The 15,421-nt window shown below is 67.2% G+C and carries 16 protein-coding genes and 1 pseudogene; 7 read left to right on the top strand and 10 right to left on the bottom strand.

The window, feature by feature from the left end:
• The first annotated feature begins 67 nt into the window (after nt 1–67).
• The 4 genes from AC1RQF_RS23025 to AC1RQF_RS23010 are packed head-to-tail and all read left to right on the top strand — an operon-like array spanning nt 68 to nt 3,398.
• Complete coding sequence (locus tag AC1RQF_RS23025; RefSeq protein WP_274004124.1) at nt 68–1,264, top strand: acyl-CoA dehydrogenase family protein; 1,197 nt, start codon at nt 68–70, stop codon at nt 1,262–1,264.
• A gap of 10 nt (nt 1,265–1,274) precedes the next feature.
• On the top strand, nt 1,275–2,408 hold the full coding sequence (locus AC1RQF_RS23020; RefSeq protein ID WP_492873047.1) for an acyl-CoA dehydrogenase family protein: 1,134 nt from the start codon (nt 1,275–1,277) through the stop codon (nt 2,406–2,408).
• 49 nt (nt 2,409–2,457) lie between these two features.
• Nucleotides 2,458–2,916, top strand: coding sequence for a MaoC family dehydratase (locus tag AC1RQF_RS23015; protein ID WP_274004120.1), 459 nt, complete (start codon nt 2,458–2,460; stop codon nt 2,914–2,916).
• Complete coding sequence (locus AC1RQF_RS23010; protein WP_274004118.1) at nt 2,913–3,398, top strand: MaoC family dehydratase; 486 nt, start codon at nt 2,913–2,915, stop codon at nt 3,396–3,398. Before AC1RQF_RS23015 ends, AC1RQF_RS23010 begins: the two co-directional genes overlap by 4 nt.
• 68 nt (nt 3,399–3,466) lie before the next feature.
• On the opposite strand, the gene AC1RQF_RS23005 is transcribed toward AC1RQF_RS23010, so the two are convergent.
• From AC1RQF_RS23005 to AC1RQF_RS22990, 4 genes and pseudogenes are all read right to left on the bottom strand, one after another.
• Nucleotides 3,467–4,159 (bottom strand): glutathione binding-like protein, encoded by a 693-nt coding sequence (locus AC1RQF_RS23005; protein WP_492873046.1) that lies wholly within the window; start codon nt 4,157–4,159, stop codon nt 3,467–3,469.
• Between the two features lie 278 nt (nt 4,160–4,437).
• Nucleotides 4,438–4,900: pseudogene (locus tag AC1RQF_RS23000) on the bottom strand (phosphotransferase); the annotation flags it as partial.
• 25 nt (nt 4,901–4,925) lie between these two features.
• Complete coding sequence (locus tag AC1RQF_RS22995; RefSeq protein WP_274004114.1) at nt 4,926–5,642, bottom strand: histidine phosphatase family protein; 717 nt, start codon at nt 5,640–5,642, stop codon at nt 4,926–4,928.
• A gap of 8 nt (nt 5,643–5,650) precedes the next feature.
• Nucleotides 5,651–6,442, bottom strand: coding sequence for an oxepin-CoA hydrolase, alternative type (locus tag AC1RQF_RS22990; RefSeq protein WP_492873045.1), 792 nt, complete (start codon nt 6,440–6,442; stop codon nt 5,651–5,653).
• A gap of 177 nt (nt 6,443–6,619) precedes the next feature.
• Here AC1RQF_RS22990 and AC1RQF_RS22985 point away from each other — a divergent pair, with 177 nt between their 5' ends.
• Complete coding sequence (locus AC1RQF_RS22985; protein ID WP_492873044.1) at nt 6,620–7,264, top strand: glutathione S-transferase family protein; 645 nt, start codon at nt 6,620–6,622, stop codon at nt 7,262–7,264.
• A 43-nt stretch (nt 7,265–7,307) separates the two neighbouring features.
• On the opposite strand, the gene AC1RQF_RS22980 is transcribed toward AC1RQF_RS22985, so the two are convergent.
• Together AC1RQF_RS22980 and AC1RQF_RS22975 are read right to left on the bottom strand one after the other, a co-directional pair.
• Entirely contained in the window at nt 7,308–8,480 is a 1,173-nt protein-coding gene (locus tag AC1RQF_RS22980) for a pyridoxal phosphate-dependent aminotransferase (RefSeq protein ID WP_274004109.1), read from the bottom strand.
• A 60-nt stretch (nt 8,481–8,540) separates the two neighbouring features.
• Nucleotides 8,541–9,029: a putative toxin-antitoxin system toxin component, PIN family gene (locus AC1RQF_RS22975; protein ID WP_492873043.1), complete on the bottom strand. Its 489-nt coding sequence runs from the start codon at nt 9,027–9,029 to the stop codon at nt 8,541–8,543.
• A 57-nt stretch (nt 9,030–9,086) separates the two neighbouring features.
• On the opposite strand from AC1RQF_RS22975, the gene yaaA reads away from it, so the two are divergent.
• Both yaaA and AC1RQF_RS22965 read left to right on the top strand, forming a co-directional pair.
• The gene (gene yaaA, locus AC1RQF_RS22970; RefSeq protein ID WP_492873042.1) at nt 9,087–9,869 is read left to right on the top strand and encodes a peroxide stress protein YaaA; all 783 of its coding nucleotides are present in this window, start codon (nt 9,087–9,089) and stop codon (nt 9,867–9,869) included.
• A 43-nt stretch (nt 9,870–9,912) separates the two neighbouring features.
• Nucleotides 9,913–11,067, top strand: a complete 1,155-nt coding sequence (locus AC1RQF_RS22965; protein ID WP_274004105.1) for a M14 family metallopeptidase — start codon at nt 9,913–9,915, stop codon at nt 11,065–11,067.
• 87 nt (nt 11,068–11,154) lie between these two features.
• Here the strand turns inward: AC1RQF_RS22965 and AC1RQF_RS22960 are convergent, their stop codons facing one another.
• The 4 genes from AC1RQF_RS22960 to AC1RQF_RS22945 form a co-directional block, all read right to left on the bottom strand.
• Nucleotides 11,155–11,787 (bottom strand): BspC domain-containing protein, encoded by a 633-nt coding sequence (locus tag AC1RQF_RS22960; RefSeq protein WP_492873041.1) that lies wholly within the window; start codon nt 11,785–11,787, stop codon nt 11,155–11,157.
• Nucleotides 11,788–11,927: 140 nt separating this feature from the next.
• On the bottom strand, nt 11,928–12,602 hold the full coding sequence (locus tag AC1RQF_RS22955; RefSeq protein ID WP_274004101.1) for an energy-coupling factor ABC transporter permease: 675 nt from the start codon (nt 12,600–12,602) through the stop codon (nt 11,928–11,930).
• Nucleotides 12,603–12,679: 77 nt separating this feature from the next.
• Nucleotides 12,680–13,510, bottom strand: coding sequence for a response regulator transcription factor (locus AC1RQF_RS22950; protein WP_274004098.1), 831 nt, complete (start codon nt 13,508–13,510; stop codon nt 12,680–12,682).
• Between the two features lie 185 nt (nt 13,511–13,695).
• Nucleotides 13,696–14,913, bottom strand: coding sequence for a DUF2863 family protein (locus tag AC1RQF_RS22945; RefSeq protein ID WP_274004095.1), 1,218 nt, complete (start codon nt 14,911–14,913; stop codon nt 13,696–13,698).
• Nucleotides 14,914–15,421 lie beyond the last annotated feature (508 nt).

The raw sequence follows: 15,421 nt of genomic DNA, 5'->3' as shown, positions 1-15,421 counted from the left end.
GCTGGTCGACCGCGTGGGAACAGGATCAGTGCCGAAGCACTGACGCTGCTCTACAGGAGACACGCGCATGGATCTCGATTATTCCCCCGCCGACGACGCATTCCGCGTCGACATCCGCGCCTGGCTCGAGGCCAACCTGCCTCAGGCCCTGCGCGCGAAGGTTCTCAATCACAAACGTCTGAATCGCGACGACTACGCGAGCTGGCATCGGGTGCTCGCCCCGCGCGGCTGGGCCGCGCCTGCGTGGCCCGTCGAATACGGCGGGCCGGGCTGGAGCGCGACGCAGCGTCACATCTGGGACGAGGAGTGCGCCCGGATCGGCGCGCCCACGGTACTGCCGTTCGGCGTGTCGATGGTGGCGCCGGTGCTGATGAAATACGGCAGCGAGGCGCAGAAGCGCCACTATCTGCCGCGCATCCTCGACGGTACCGACTGGTGGTGCCAGGGTTATTCGGAACCCGGCTCGGGTTCCGACCTCGCCTCGTTGCGCACGCGCGCCGAACGGCACGGCGATCACTACGTGGTCAACGGCCAGAAGACCTGGACCACGCTCGGGCAGTATGCGGACCTGATGTTCTGCCTCGTGCGTACCGATCCCGAGGCGAAGAAGCAGGAAGGCATCTCGTTCCTGCTGATCGACATGAAGACGCCCGGCGTCACCGTGCGCCCGATCATCACGCTCGACGAGGACCATGAGGTGAACGAGGTCTTCTTCGAGGACGCGCGGGTGCCGGTCGAGAATCTCGTCGGCGACGAGAACCGCGGCTGGACCTATGCGAAATACCTGCTCGGGCATGAGCGCACCGGGATTGCGCGGGTGGGCGCGTCGAAACGCGAGCTGGCATTCCTGAAGCAGCTCGCCATGCGTCAGCGCAAGAACGGACGGCCGCTGCTCGAGGATCCCGTGTTCGGCGCGAAGGTGGCCGCGCTCGAGATCGAGCTGATGGCGCTCGAAGTGACGGTGCTGCGCGTCGTCAGCAGCGAGGCGCAGGGGCGCGGGCCGGGACCGGAAGCATCGATGCTGAAGATCCGCGGCAGCGAGATCCAGCAGATGCTGACCGAACTGATGTTCGAGGCCGCGGGCCCGCTCGCCGCGCCGTTCGACGTCCCCTTCCTCGAAGGCGAGCGCGCGCATAGCGTGACGGGCGACGACGCGATCGCGCCGCTCGCCGCGTATTACTTCAACTTCCGCAAGACGTCGATCTACGGCGGCTCGAACGAAATCCAGAAGAACATCATCGCGCAGATGATGCTCGGACTCTGAGGAGCGGCGCATGGACTTCACCTTTACCGAAGAACAGCGGCAATTCGCCGACGCGCTGCGCCGCTATCTCGATGCGCGCTATGGCTTCGACGCGCGTCGCGCGATCGTGCACGGCGCGACCGGGGTGTCGGCCGAGCAGTGGGGCGCGTTCGCCGAACTCGGCCTGACCGCGTTGCCGGTGCCGGAGGCGCAGGGCGGCTTCGGCGGCGGCACGGTCGACATGCTGGTCGTGATGCAGGAGCTGGGGCGCGCTCTCGTGGTCGAGCCGTACTGGGCGACCGCGGTCGGCGTCGAGGCGCTGCGCGTCGCGGGTTCCGGCGCGGGCGAGGATGCGGCGCTGCTGGCGCGCGTCGCGCACGGCGACGCGAAGCTCGCCGTCGCGTTTCACGAACCGGATGCGCGTCATGACCTGTTCGCGCTGGCCACCATCGCCGCTGCGCGCGGCCAGGGCGTCGTGCTGAATGGCATCAAATCGGTGGTCCGGCACGGCGCGCAGGCGGATGCGTGGATCGTCCCGGCGCGCACCGCCGACGGCGCGCTCGGCCTGTATGTGGTCGAACGCGGCGCGGCGGGCGCGCAGGTGGTCGACTACCGGACCATCGACGGCCAGCGCGCCGCGACGCTCACGCTGACGGACGCGCCCGGCCGCGCGCTGACGGGCGGCGAGCGCGATGCGGCGGCGCTCGACCGGATCGCCGACTACGGCATCGTGCTGCTGTGCGCGGAAGCGCTCGGCGCACTCGACGCACTGAATCGCGCGACGCTCGAATACACGAAGAACCGCACGCAGTTCGGCGGCCCGATCGCGCGTTTCCAGGTGTTGCAGCACCGCATGGTCGACATGCTGATTCACGCGGAGCAGGCGCGTTCGCTGACCTATCTGGCGGCGGTGCGCTATGCGAGCGACGACGCCGACGAGCGGCGCCGCGCGGTGTCGGCCGCGAAGGCGCGGGTCGGTCAGGCCGCGCGCTTCGTCGGCCAGCAGGCCGTGCAGCTGCACGGCGGGATGGGCGTGACCGACGAGGTCGCGGCGGCGCATCTGTTCAAGCGCCTGTCGATCATCGAGACGACGCTCGGCGATGTCGATCATCATCTCGCGCGCTTTGCCGCGCTGCCCGGGTTCGCGGCGCCGCAGGAGGCATGAGGCAGGGCAGGACGGCGCGCGCGTGCGCGCCGCAATCACGGAGAAGGCGATGGGTATCAGCTACGAAGATCTGGAAGTCGATTCACGCACCGAGGTCGGCACGCACACGTTCACGCCGGACGAGATCGTCGCGTTCGCGCGGCAGTACGATCCGCAACCGTTCCATCTCGACGAGGCGGCCGGCCGCGCGTCGCCGTTCGGCGGGCTGGTCGCGAGCGGCTGGCATACCTGCTCGGTGTTCATGGGCATGCTCGTGCGCAACGTGCTGCAAGGGTCGACCAGCATGGGCTCGCCGGGGATCGAGGAGATTCGCTGGCTGAAGCCGGTGCGCGCGGGCGACGCCATCACGATGTACAACAAGGTGCTCGACAAGCGCGTCTCGGAGAGCCGTCCGGACCGCGGCATCGTGACGACCGAATGGGAAGGGGTGAATCCGCAGGGCGAGACGGTGATCACGGTCCGTTCGAAAGTGATCTTCGGGCTGCGCGCGCCGCAGCCGCGCGCATGACGTCGGAGGCGGCGGCCGCCGCGCCGCTGATCGATTCCGCGCCGGCGCTGCACGCGCGCGTCGGCGCGGAGCGGGCCGTGAGCGGGTGGCGCGTGATCGATGAGGCGCGCGTCGAGCGCTTCGCCGACGCAACCGACGATCACCAGTGGATCCATGTCGACCCGGTCCGCGCCGTGCGCGAATCGCCGTTCGGCGGGCCGATCGCGCACGGTTTCCTGACCTTGTCGCTGATCCCGGCGCTGCTCGGCGATGCGCTGCGCTTCGAACAGCGCATGGGCGTGAACTACGGGCTCAACCGGGTGCGCTTCCTGCGCCCGGTGCCGGTGGGCGCACGGGTGCGCGCGGCATGCATGCTGAAGGCGGCGGAGGATGTCGCGAACGACGGGGTGCGCGCCACCTGGTCGATCTCCGTCGAGATCGAGGCGCAGGGGCAACCGGCGCTCGCCTGCGTCGCGGAATTCATCACGCAGCATCACTTCTGAACGCGACAGTATGCGCGCCGCGAGGCGGGGGCGTCATGGCGGGCCCACCACGCGACGCGCAGCGCGGCTCAGCGCTTCGCGTACTGGGTCGCGCCGAACAGCACCTCGCGCGCCTTGTCGTCCTGCAGCGGCTTGCGCAGCGACGCGAGCACCTCGACGCCGCGCTGCACGGCGGGACGCGCGGCGATGGCGTCGTGCCAGCGCTTCACGTTCGGGAATTCCTCGAGCGTGACACCCTGGTTCTTCCACGAACGGGTCCACGGGAACGTCGCGATGTCGGCGATCGTGTATGCATCGCCGGCGAGATAGGCATGCTTGCCGAGTTGCTTGTCCATCACGCCGTACAGGCGGCGCGTCTCGTTCGTGTAGCGGTTGACCGCGTAATCGATCTGTTCGGGCGCGTAGATCCGAAAATGATGGGTCTGGCCGAACATCGGGCCGACGCCGCCCATCTGGAACATCAGCCATTGCAGCGTGGTGTAGCGCGCGGCGGGGTCGGTGGGCAGGAACTGGCCGGTCTTCTCGGCGAGGTAGACGAGGATCGCGCCCGATTCGAACAGCGACAGCGATTGCCCGCCGGGGCCGTCGTGGTCGACGATCGCCGGGATCCGGTTGTTCGGGCTGATCGCCAGGAAGTCGGGCGTGAACTGGTCGCCCGCGCCGATATCGATCGGATGGGCCTCATAGGCGAGGCCGGTTTCCTCCAGCATGATGTGCACTTTGTGACCGTTCGGGGTCGCCCAGCTGTAGACGTCGATCATCTGCGTTCCTCGGTTGCGGTTCGTCAATGCGGCGCGCGTGTTTGTTGCGCCGCGGCAGGCGGAAATTAGAGCATAGATTTTTCGCGGCTGCAGACGTCGCGCGGCGAGGTTTGCCGAGGGAAGCGCATGCGGTGACGCTGCACAGGTCCGCCGTCGCGGCTGCATCACGTGCGGGCTGTCGGGGCGCGCACGCGGCGCATCGCGGACCAGGCGAGGCGGGCGAGCGGCATCGCGTCAATTGCCATGCGAGTTCCGCCATCGGTCGCGTGCCGGCCTGCGTCGAGCGCAGGCAGCACGCCGATCGTGCGGCCCATCTCGTCGACGTGAGCGGTGCGCTCGCCCGGCGTCGTGCCGGGCAGTGCGGGATCCCACAACATGCGGCCCGCCACGCAATCGATCACGTAGAAGGCGCGACCGATCACGTACTCGTGCTCGCACAGCGCGAGCCTCCGCGTGACCGGTACGCCGGTGTGCGCGTGCGATTGCATGCGCGGACGGCAGCAGCTTCGCGGCGGGCCCGGGCTTGGCTCGCATCACATAGCAGCGCGTGGGCGTCGGTCGGATTCGATTGGCCGCGATCGAATCGCTCGATCGCAAGCAGCCCGGCGAAATTCTCGACGTGGCGGGCAAGCCAGTCGGCGAGCGCGCCGTATCGGGATGCTGCGCGGCGTCGACCGGGCGCGTGCCTGCGAAGGCGCGGTAGTCGGTCGCTGAGCCCGCCGGATGATTCAGATGCGCCATCGTCGTCTCCGGACGCCGGGCCGGATCAGCCGCGCGTGTTTTGCAGATACTGCTGGTAGTAGATTTCCATCACCGTGTTGCGGGCGTCGCGATGCAGCGGTTCGTGCGGGCAATAATCGAGCAGGCGGATCAGATAGTCGTTGTCGCGTTCGCCGATGTCGATCGCGTTGATGCAGCCGGTCGCCTGCGACAGGCGGCCGTTGAACAAGCGTTGTTCAGGCAACATGGCATGCGACAGCAGCGCGCAGTTCACGCCGCCATGCAACACCAGCAGCGCGGTATCCCACGACGGGTCCGCGCGCAGCGCGGCGAACGGCGGCAGGACGCGATCGATCAGTTCGCCGATCGTCTCACCGCAGAGAAAGCGGGTATCGTGGGACACGAGGCCGTCGAGCGCGCGCAGGAACGCGCCCTCGTGCTGCTCGGGCGGCAGCGCGTCGAGATTGCCGCCGCGGATTTCGCGCCACGCGGGTTCGATCTCGATCACGGCAGGCTGGCCCGTTTCGGCCAGCACGCGCCGCGCGGTTTCGATGGTGCGGGGCAGGCCGCTCGTGATCACGCGGTCGAAGCGCACCGCCTGCTCCGCGAACAGCCGGCCCGCCGCGCTGGCCTGCGCGCGGCCGCGTTCGTTGAGCGGTACGGCGTCGTGGTCGATGACCTCGACGTCGGCGTCGAAGTAGGTGACATCGCCGTGGCGCATCAGATAGAGGCGGCGACGTTTCGGCAAGGTGTAGCGGGACATGGCGGACATCAACGTTTGTAGATAGGCGTGCGTTTTTCGAGAAAGGCGGTAATGCCCTCGAGCGCGTCCGGATGATAGAGCGCGGCGAGGAATTGATCGCGTTCGGCGATCAGTTGGGTCGCGAGCGGCCGGTCGGGCGCATCGGCGAGCAGCGTCTTGATGCCGGTGAGGGCGTGCGGCGAAATGGCGCCGAGTTCGTCGGCCCACGCGATCGCGGCCTCGCGCGCGGTGCCGGGCTTCGCAAGCCGGTTGACGACGCCGAGCGCGTGCAGCCGGGCGGCGCTGGCCGGCTTGCCTTCGAACAGGATCTCGGCGGCCAGCGTGCGCGGCAGCGCGCGCGCGAGGAACCACGAGCCGCCACCGTCCGGCGTGAGCCCGACGCGCGCGTAGGACATCAGGAATTTCGCGTCGTCGCCCGCGACGATCAGGTCGCACGCGAGCGCGAGCGAGAAGCCGGCGCCCGCCGCCGCGCCGTCGACCGCGGCGATCACGGGCTTGGTCGCGGTGTGCAGCGCTGTCACCCATTCGCCGAGCAGGTCGATGCTTTCCGCCTGCAGGGCCGGGTCCTTCGCGCGATTGTCGAGCAGGCGGTTCAGGTTGCCGCCCGCGCAGAAGAAACGGTCCGCGCCGGTCAGCACGACCGCGCGGATCGCCGGATCGCGCTCGGCGGTGTTGAGCGCTTCCAGGCCGGCGGCGTACATGTCGGGATGCAGCGCATTGCGCGCACCGGGGTTGGACAGCGTGAGGACGAGAGTCGATTCGCTTTCGGGCGGGCGCGATGCGAGCAGGGCTGCGCTCATGCGGGTCTCCTGGGCAGGGGCGGGGCGGGCAGCCGGGATGCGGCGCCCGGATCGATGATGATGCATGACAAGTGCCGAACTTGTCTTAGACTAGCACGAACGTGCTTTTCGACGTGGCGTCGGCGGGCCGGCACGGGGCTGGATGCGGCCGACGTTCCCATAAAAAGGAGGCGTCTCATGTTGCAGCTGTGTGGTTTCCCTCTGTCCAATTACTACAACAAGGCCAAGCTGGCCCTGCTCGAATTCGGCATCCCGTTCGAGGAGGAGCGGTTGGGGCTGCCGCTCGCCGATCCGGCCTCGCTGGCCGCGTCGCCGTTCGGCAAGGTGCCGTTCCTGCGCACCGAGTCCGGTCCGATCAGCGAATCGCAGGCGATCATCGAATACCTGGCGGCGCGCCATCCGGAGCTGGGCATTTTCCCGGCCGATCCGTACGCGGCCGCCAAGGTGCGCGAGCTGATCACCTGTCTCGAGCTGTACATCGAGCTGCCCGCGCGCGAGGTGTACCCGGAGGCGTTCTTCGGCGGCACGGTGAGCGACGGGACCAAGCGGCGCGTCGAGGCGCGCCTCACGCACGCGCTCGGTGCGCTGAAGCAACTGACGACCTTCACGCCGTACGCGTATGGTGACGCGTTCGGGATCGCCGACGTCGTCGCCTATGTGCACTTGCCGCTCGTCGGACTGGCGACCAAGCAGGTCTTCGGGCGCGACTTCGTGCTCGCGGCGGGGATCGACTGGAAGGACTACGCGAAGCGGCTCGGCGAACGGCCGGCCGTGCGACGCGTGGCGGAGGAACGCAAGGCGTTCCAGGACGCCGCCAAGTAGGCGGGATGACGCACGGGCGGCGGGCCGCCCGTGCGTCAGGCGCTCAGAGGCGCGCGAGCCGTTCGAGCGCGGCGGCGAGCGTCTGTTCCTGTTTCGCGAAGCAGAAACGCACGACGCCCGATTCGTGCGGCGCGTGGTAGAACGCGGACACCGGGATCGCGGCGACGCCGATCTCGGTCGTCAGCCATTTCGAGAACTCCGCTTCCGGCAGGTCGCTGATCGCCGAGTAGTCGACGCACTGGAAGTAGGTGCCGGTGCACGGCAGCAGCTTGAAGCGCGAGCCGGCCAGCCCCGCGCGGAAGAAGTCGCGCTTCTTCTGGTAGAACGCGGGCAGCGTCAGATATGGCTGCGGATCGCGCAGGTAGGCGGCGAGGCCGACCTGCATCGGCGTGTTCACGGTGAATACGTTGAATTGGTGGACCTTGCGGAATTCCGCCGTCAGCGCGGCGGGCGCGGCCACGTAGCCGACCTTCCAGCCCGTCACGTGGAAGGTCTTGCCGAAGCTCGACACGATGAAGCTGCGCGCGGCCAGCTCCGGATAGCGCGCGACGCTCTCGTGCCGCTCGCCGTCGTACACCATGTGCTCGTACACCTCGTCGGACAGGATCAGCAGGTTGGTGCCGCGCACGATCTCTTCCAGCTTGCGCATGTCGCTGTCGCGCCAGACCGTGCCGGTCGGATTGTGCGGCGTGTTGATCAGGATCAGGCGGGTGCGCGGCGTGATCGCGGCGGCGAGGCGGTCGAACGGGATCGCATAGTCGGGCGCTTCGAGCGTCACGAACACGGGCGTGCCGCCCGCGAGCGCGATCGACGGCAGGTAGCTGTCGTAGGTCGGCTCGACGACGATCACCTCGTCGCCGGGATGGACCGCGCACAGGATCGCCGTCAGCAGCGCCTGGGTGGCGCCCGCCGTGATGGTGATCTCGCTCGCGGGGTCGTAGCGGCGGCCGTAGAGCTGGGCGATCTTGTCGGCGATCACTTCGCGCAGGGGCGCGACGCCTGCCATCGGCGGGTATTGGTTGTGCCCGTCGCGCATCGCGTCCGACACCGCATCGACGATGCGCGGGTCGCAGCCGAAATCCGGGAAACCCTGTCCGAGGTTGACTGCGCCCGCTTCGGTGGCAAGCGCGCTCATGACCGTGAAGATGGTCGTGCCCACCTCGGGCAGGCGGGAGGGAAAGTGCGGCGTCGTCGGCATGTCGTGAGGTGCGTTCATCGTGGCGTACTGGATGGAAAGTGCGAAACGGTAACGGGACGGCAAGGCGCGGCGTGACGATCAGGCGGGGGCGGGCTCTCCGTCGGCGAGCGCGCAGGCCGCCGTGAACGGCGCGGGCTGCGCGATCCGGAAGCCGAAGTCGCGTTCGGTGCGGCGCGCGAGCTTCAGCAGCGCACGGTCCTTCGACACCAGCCACTCGGCGCGCGCGGCATGCGCGAGCTCGAGGAACTTCTGGTCGTCGCGGTCCTTGCACTTGGGCAAGGGCCGGCCGACCGGCGCTTCCGGTGCGTCCGGCGCGGGCGCGACCAGGCGGGCGAGCCGCGCGACCGTGGCGAGCGCGGCGGCCTTGTCGACCGCGCGCGCGCGGAACTGCGGGTAGTCGAGCACGCGCTCGAGTTCGTTCAGGCAGCGCGCGTCGATCAGCGCGACGAGCGCGCCTGCCTCGAGGGCGGCGCGGATCGGGCGGGCGGCGGGGTCGTCGAACACGAGGAGGTCGATCCAGACATTCGAATCGAGTACCACGGTGCGCGGCACGTTGGAGCTGGGCATTCGTTACAATCGGTAGTTTTCGTCTGACCGCACGGCACGACGTGCCTGCGAGCCTCTATGATAATCGTTCTCTCTCCCGCGAAATCGCTCGACTACGACACGCCGCCCCATATTCAGGCACATACGCTCCCGGATTTCATCGAAGACGCGGCCGAACTGGTCGATGAACTGCGCGCGCTGTCGCCGCAGCAGATCGCGAGCCTGATGGATATCTCGGATCCGCTCGCGCAGCTGAATTTCCAACGCTACGCCGACTGGTCGCGCACGTTCAGCCCCGCGAATGCGAAACAGGCGGTGCTCGCGTTCAACGGCGACGTCTACGAAGGGTTCGACGCGCGCTCGCTGTCGGCCGCCGATCTCGACTACGCACAACGTCACGTGCGCGTGCTGTCGGGGCTCTACGGGCTGCTGCGGCCGCTCGACCTGCTGCAGCCGTACCGGCTCGAAATGGGCACGCGCTTCGAGAATGCGCGCGGCAAGGATCTGTACGCGTTCTGGGGCGAGCGCATCACGCAGGCGTTGAATACGCAGCTGAATGCGCGCGAAGGCGCGTCGCGCGTGCTGGTCAACTGCGCATCGACCGAATATTTCCGCTCGGTGAAGCCGAAGCTGCTCGACGCGCCGGTGGTCACGCCGGTGTTCGAGGATTGGAAGGGTGGCCGCTACAAGATCATCAGCTTCCATGCGAAGCGCGCGCGCGGCCTGATGGCGCGCCATGTGGTCGAGAACCGCATCGCGACGCCGGACGGCCTGAAGGCGTTCGCGGCGGAAGGCTATGCGTTCGATGCGGCGGCCTCGAACGATGCCACTTATGTGTTTCGCCGGCGAATCGGCGCCTAATCGCCCGGACGGTTCACGAGACCGTCCGGCACAAGGAGATGCAATGAACCTCTCGATCACCAGCAACTTCGACGCGGGCGCCATCGACGTCGTGTCGTGCGAGCGCGCGGACGAGATCCGTCTGCGCGTGCGCGGCGACAGCCGGGCCGAGTTCGCGCAATGGTTTTATTTCCGCCTGTCGGGCGCGCGCGGCGAACGCTGCGTGATGCGCTTCGAGAACGCGCATGCCTGCGCGTACCCATCCGGCTGGCGGGACTACCGGGCGGCCGCGAGCTACGACCGGGTCAACTGGTTCCGCGTGCCGACCTCGTACGACGGCACCGTGCTGACCATCGACCATACGCCGGAATTCGACAGCATCTACTACGCGTACTTCGAGCCGTACGGCGAGGAGCGGCATTCGGAGTTCCTCGGCGCGGTGCAGCAGATGCCGCAGGCGAATGTGGTCGAGTTGGGGCGGACGGTCGAAGGCCGGCCGATCTCCCTGCTGGTGCTGGGCACGCCGGAAGAGACCGAGGTGCCGAAGAAAAAGGTGTGGATCATTGCGCGGCAGCATCCGGGCGAATCGATGGCGGAATGGTTCGTCGAGGGCCTGGTCAAGCGGCTGGCGGGCTGGGGCGACTGGGCGGGCGATCCGGTTGCGCGCAGGCTCTACGATCTCGCGACCTTCCATATCGTCGCGAACATGAATCCCGACGGCAGCGTGCTCGGGAACCTGCGCACCAACGCGGCCGGCGCGAACCTGAATCGCGAGTGGATGGAGCCGGATGCCGCGCGCAGCCCCGAGGTGCTGGTGGTGCGCGAGGCGATCGCGGCGACCGGTTGCGACATGTTCTTCGACATCCACGGGGACGAGGATCTGCCCTATGTGTTTGTCGCGGGCTCCGAGATGCTGCCGGGCTTCACCGAGCAGCAGCGGATCGAGCAGGCGGCTTTCATCGAGGCGTTCAAGCAGGCGAGCCCGGATTTCCAGGATCAGTACGGCTATGCGGCGTCGAAGTATAAGGAAGACGCGCTGAAGCTGGCGTCGAAGTACGTCGGCCACCAATATGGCTGCTTGTCGCTGACGCTGGAGATGCCGTTCAAGGACAACGCCAATCTGCCCGACGAGCGGGTGGGCTGGAACGGCGAGCGCAGCGCGTCGCTCGGTGCCGCGATGTTGCTGGCGGTGCTGAACCAGGTGCAGAAGTTCTGCTGACGAGCGACAGCGGTCCGCACGGCGGGCCTGGACATGGAAAAAGCCGGAGCATGCTCCGGCTTTTTCCTGCCCGCGGGAAAGCGGCGCTTACGAACTCTTCTTTGCCGTCGATTTCTTGACGGCCTTCTTCTGGGTGCCCGATTTCTTCGTGGTCGCGGCTTTCTTGCCGCCCTTGCCCGGGGCCTTCGCTTTCGACTTGCCTTTGCCCTTGCCGGCATGGGCCTTCAATTTCTTATTCGACGACGCGGGGCGCTCGACATGCGCCCGGGCGGGCGGCACCGGATCGTTCCAGCTGAACGCGAGCATCTGCGTGCCGACGTAGCCGCAGCGGAACTTGAGGTGCGCCGGGTCGCTGCCGTTGTTGCTGATGCCGAGCCCTTCGACGGTGACGATGTTGTCGACCTTGACGCGCTGCTTGCCCTGGTCGAACGAATCGTTCCAGGGCGTGATCGTGGCGCTGCTCGGGTCGAAGGCGCTGGACGGGAATTCGACGTGATCGAACGCATTGGAGGTGCTGGCGATGAAATTGCCATGCGCCGCGCAATCCGCGACGAGCGGATCGGCATGCATCTCGTTCACGTACTTGTTGATCATTTCGGCGCGCTGGTCGAGCAGGTCGGCGAGCGCCGGGGTGGCGCATGCAAGCGACAGGCCCGTGATGCAGGCCGCCAGCTTGCCGAGCACGCCCAATAGGCGGTACGAGGCGGGGAAGCTGTCCATCTAGGTATGAGATAAGCGCGATAGAGACACCGGGCACGTAAGAGGTCCGATGTCGGGCAGGAGTTCAATCTTAGCGCAAAATTGTTGTGCGCCCTTAGGACGGATGCGCGTTTTGTCCGAGCGAGGTGCGGCGCCGGCACTCAGGCGCGGGGGCCGCCGAGGCGGTAGCGGCGCACGTCGAAGGTCGTGACCCAGGCCGGCTTGTAGACCGCGATGAGCGCGGTCGCCATGCCGGTGAACCACGCTTCGCCGAGCGCGAGCAGCAGGGTGTTGAGCGCGTATCCGGCCGGCAGCACGGCGGGGTCGCCGCCGACGAGCGCGATCTGCACGCCCGCCGCGGCGCCCGCGACCGCGCCGACCGCGATGAGTGGCGTGACGAAACCCTGGCCGATGATGAAGGCCGGCAGGTTGTGCGGCAGCCAGGCGATGGTGGCGCGCTGCAGCAGCGCGGAGACGGCGACGGGCAGGGCGCCGTACACGAGATAGGTCAGGCCGACGCCGGGCCAGGTCGTATCGAAGATGACGGCGGCGACGCCGGTGATGACGGCGGTGCCGACCAGCGCGAGGGTCCAGTCGAACAGGGTGACGAGCAGCGTGGCGCCGAGCAGATGCATGACGAGGCCGTCGTCGAGCCAGGCGTTGGACGCCCACAGCACGGCGATCGCGGTGACGAGCGCGAGCCAGACGTGTTGCAGCGTGGCGTCCTGCAGGCGCTTGAACGGGGCTCTCCACAGCGCGAGCGCGAGCAAAGCCACGGCGGCGATCCAGCCACCGACGGCGACCCAGAACGGAAGCGGCGTGTACAGGAAACCCATGTTTTTATATTACTCGTTGAATCTCAAAAATGGGAATGGATTCAGCGAGCGGCCCTGATTTTGCCGGCCGAGCGTTGCTAGCTGGGCTTGAAGGGCGCGCGTGGTTCGGCGGCCATCGGCTGGGGCGTGGTGTCGTCGTCGGCGGCGCGTGGGTACTTGCGCTGGGTGGCGAGGCGCAGCGGAACCGGACAGGGCGCGCCCAGCGCGGGTTTCGGTGCGCCGTGGCGGGCCGATAGCAATACTTCGAGATGCGGGGGCAGCCAGCCGTTGTAGATCGCGACCGCGGCGGCGCGATTGGTGGCGCCGAGCTGCTGGAAGATGCTGGCGAGGTGAATCTTGACCGTGCCTTCGCTGATGCCGAGCGTGCGCGCGATCATCTTGTTGGTGTTGCCCATGTGGACGAAGCGCATGATCTGCGCCTGCCGCGGAGAGAGCAGGCTGCGCGTGGCCTGCCGCTTGCGCGGCAGTTCGTCGATCAATTCCTGCACGTGCGCGTCGCGGCCGGCGGAGGGCGCGTTGGTCAGATCGAGTGCGCCGGGTGGGACATAGTGGCCGCCGAGCAGGACCATCTCGAGCGCGCGGATGATGAGATGCGGGCGCGTGGTGCGCGGAATCACGCCGAACACGCCGGCCTTGAACAGCGCCTGCGCCTGCTCGGGCGAGGCATCGTCGGTCAGCACCGCGACCGGGGCGGGGGCGCAGGCTTCGCACAACTGGCTCAGGTCGCCGAGGCGCTTGATGTCGTGCCAGTCGACCGTGATGAGGTCGAAACTGTGGTGGGCGAGGAGCCGCCGAGCCTGGTGCCAGTCCTTTGCATCGTTGTAGCCGGCCTGCCGGGCGATCTGCTTGAGGAGGGTCTTGAGTCCGTCGCGCCGCTCGGCGTCGGCGTTGAGCACCAGGAATCGCATGTTCTGCCTCTATTGTCTGAGTAGGAGGAGCGTCGATCTGTCACGGATCTCATCATGACAAACTCCTTACGAAATGTCGGCCTGGCTAAAAGGCATAAGACAATTCGTACTCACAGAGAAGCAAAAAGCCGCGCCGCGGTATCGCGGGGCGGCTTTTTGCGGTGGCCGAGGCGGCGATCCGATGCTCAGTGGAAGTGCGGCTGGGCGGGCGAGGCGTCTTCGGGCATTTCAGCGTGCACGATCTCGCCGAGCGGGTCGGCGTAAAGCGGCACGCCGCAGTCGTCGCAGTACTCGGGCTCGAAGCGGCCGGCATGGCGTCGGATCTCGGTGACGCCGGCGTCCCGCAGCAGCGTCGCGATCTCCTCGAGCGGACCTTCGACGGGGGCGTCGGCGTCTACGGTCGCTTCGTCGATCGCGGCGTCGCCGTTCTCGCGGCCGTAGAGCGGCCAGACCACGCCATAGATCACGTCGTTGGCGCCGCGTCGGGTGAAGCCGACCCGGTACTCGTCGACACGCCGCTCGCCGAAGCCGGCGATCACTGCGCGCAGTTCTTGAGGCGCTGCGCCGATTGTGTCGAAAAGATAACGAATGGCGGTGCGCACGGTGTGGGGGCGGATGCGCTCGTCGGCGTCGCGGCAGGCCGAGTAGTAGGCGTCGGGCAGCAGGGATTCGAATTCGCAACCGGGCAGGGCGTTGGCCAGGTTGGCGCCGCCCTGGGCCGCCCATTGTTCAAGACATTGGCCACGTTCGATGCGCGCATTGCCGTCCTCTTCCTGCCAGCGGAACAACGGGGCGCCGGCGGGCGCCGCGACGACGGCGAGCAGAAAGCGCGGATCGGCAAGAATGGGCGAGGTTTCCGGCAGGTCGCCGTGGTTGAGCTTGACCGGATGTCCGCCGAGCGCGGCATGCGTGAGTTGCTGGGCCAGGCGGTAGGTCTCGACGTGATGGCGGGGCAATTGATCGATGCTGTACAGGAACGGCGCCATGGCGACCAGCGTGTCGCGTGCGAGGACGTGGGCTTGCAGGTGAGTGCGCAGCGCATCGGAGGCGTCGGCCTTGAGCGAGCCGGACGGAATCATGTAGCGGGTCCAGGCGAGCACGGGCACCGCGACGAGCAGTGCCTCATAGGGCTGGCCTTCGTGTTCGACCCGCAGCGATTCGCTGTGGGTCTCGGCCATGTCGGCGAGCGCGCCGTAGGCGTCGGGATGATTCTGCTGGAGATGGTCGAGTGCGGCGTCGAGCGTGGTCTGATTCCCATTGCGCACGATCTTCGCGAGCAGGGCATCGAGCTTGGTTTCCCAGAAGCGATCCTCGATGCGGCTGCCGGAGGCGAACAGCGCGAGCGACAGGCCGACGAGTTTGTCGGCATCGGGAGGGAGGCGTTTGGCGATTCGCTGGCGCATAGTTGGACGTGGTTGGATGCGGAGAACCCGTCATTCTAGTCCGATCCGCGCATATTAAGCGGCTTGGCGGCGCGGGCTTGTCAGCGTGTCGCCGGGAGGACCGCTATATAGAGCGATGCGCGGGTCGCGCGCTTCAGTTTTGCGACGTTTAAAAATCTTTCACGAAAGGGCTTGCGCGGCGGGAAAAGCGTGCCTACAATCACGCCTCTTTCGCGCTAACGGAAACGCAGCGCGAAGGAAGAGAAGCAAAGCCTGGCGCGGGTTTCAAGCGTGTTGGGCAAAGATGGTTGATCGATAGCAGGACGATCAGCGCGATGAAAAAAGTTGTTGACGCGCTGCTCTGAATTGATCATAATCTCGCTTCTCTGCTGCTGAAAACGCAGCGCTGCTGAGAAGGTCGATAAGAAGTCCGGCCCGCCTCGCAGATGTGCTCTTTAAAAATTAACAGCCGATAAGTGTGGGCGCTTGATGGGATGCGAGTCTGATCTTCGGATCGGATCAAGCAAAA

The organism is Burkholderia sp. GW821-FHT14F03, assembly GCF_058803765.1.
The sequence above is the reverse complement of the archived record's forward strand: the minus strand, read 5'-3'. Positions and strand labels throughout refer to the sequence as shown.

Bases quoted from the DNA above. Each gene is read 5' to 3' on its own strand.
- AC1RQF_RS23025 (WP_274004124.1), top strand. From the start codon at position 68: ATGGATCTCGATTATTCCCCCGCCGACGACGCATTCCGCGTCGACATC.
- AC1RQF_RS23020 (WP_492873047.1), top strand. From the start codon at position 1,275: ATGGACTTCACCTTTACCGAAGAACAGCGGCAATTCGCCGACGCGCTG.
- AC1RQF_RS23015 (WP_274004120.1), top strand. From the start codon at position 2,458: ATGGGTATCAGCTACGAAGATCTGGAAGTCGATTCACGCACCGAGGTC.
- AC1RQF_RS23010 (WP_274004118.1), top strand. From the start codon at position 2,913: ATGACGTCGGAGGCGGCGGCCGCCGCGCCGCTGATCGATTCCGCGCCG.
- AC1RQF_RS23005 (WP_492873046.1), bottom strand. From the start codon at position 4,159: ATGATCGACGTCTACAGCTGGGCGACCCCGAACGGTCACAAAGTGCAC.
- AC1RQF_RS22995 (WP_274004114.1), bottom strand. From the start codon at position 5,642: ATGTCCCGCTACACCTTGCCGAAACGTCGCCGCCTCTATCTGATGCGC.
- AC1RQF_RS22990 (WP_492873045.1), bottom strand. From the start codon at position 6,442: ATGAGCGCAGCCCTGCTCGCATCGCGCCCGCCCGAAAGCGAATCGACT.
- AC1RQF_RS22985 (WP_492873044.1), top strand. From the start codon at position 6,620: ATGTTGCAGCTGTGTGGTTTCCCTCTGTCCAATTACTACAACAAGGCC.
- AC1RQF_RS22980 (WP_274004109.1), bottom strand. From the start codon at position 8,480: ATGAACGCACCTCACGACATGCCGACGACGCCGCACTTTCCCTCCCGC.
- AC1RQF_RS22975 (WP_492873043.1), bottom strand. From the start codon at position 9,029: ATGCCCAGCTCCAACGTGCCGCGCACCGTGGTACTCGATTCGAATGTC.
- yaaA (WP_492873042.1), top strand. From the start codon at position 9,087: ATGATAATCGTTCTCTCTCCCGCGAAATCGCTCGACTACGACACGCCG.
- AC1RQF_RS22965 (WP_274004105.1), top strand. From the start codon at position 9,913: ATGAACCTCTCGATCACCAGCAACTTCGACGCGGGCGCCATCGACGTC.
- AC1RQF_RS22960 (WP_492873041.1), bottom strand. From the start codon at position 11,787: ATGGACAGCTTCCCCGCCTCGTACCGCCTATTGGGCGTGCTCGGCAAG.
- AC1RQF_RS22955 (WP_274004101.1), bottom strand. From the start codon at position 12,602: ATGGGTTTCCTGTACACGCCGCTTCCGTTCTGGGTCGCCGTCGGTGGC.
- AC1RQF_RS22950 (WP_274004098.1), bottom strand. From the start codon at position 13,510: ATGCGATTCCTGGTGCTCAACGCCGACGCCGAGCGGCGCGACGGACTC.
- AC1RQF_RS22945 (WP_274004095.1), bottom strand. From the start codon at position 14,913: ATGCGCCAGCGAATCGCCAAACGCCTCCCTCCCGATGCCGACAAACTC.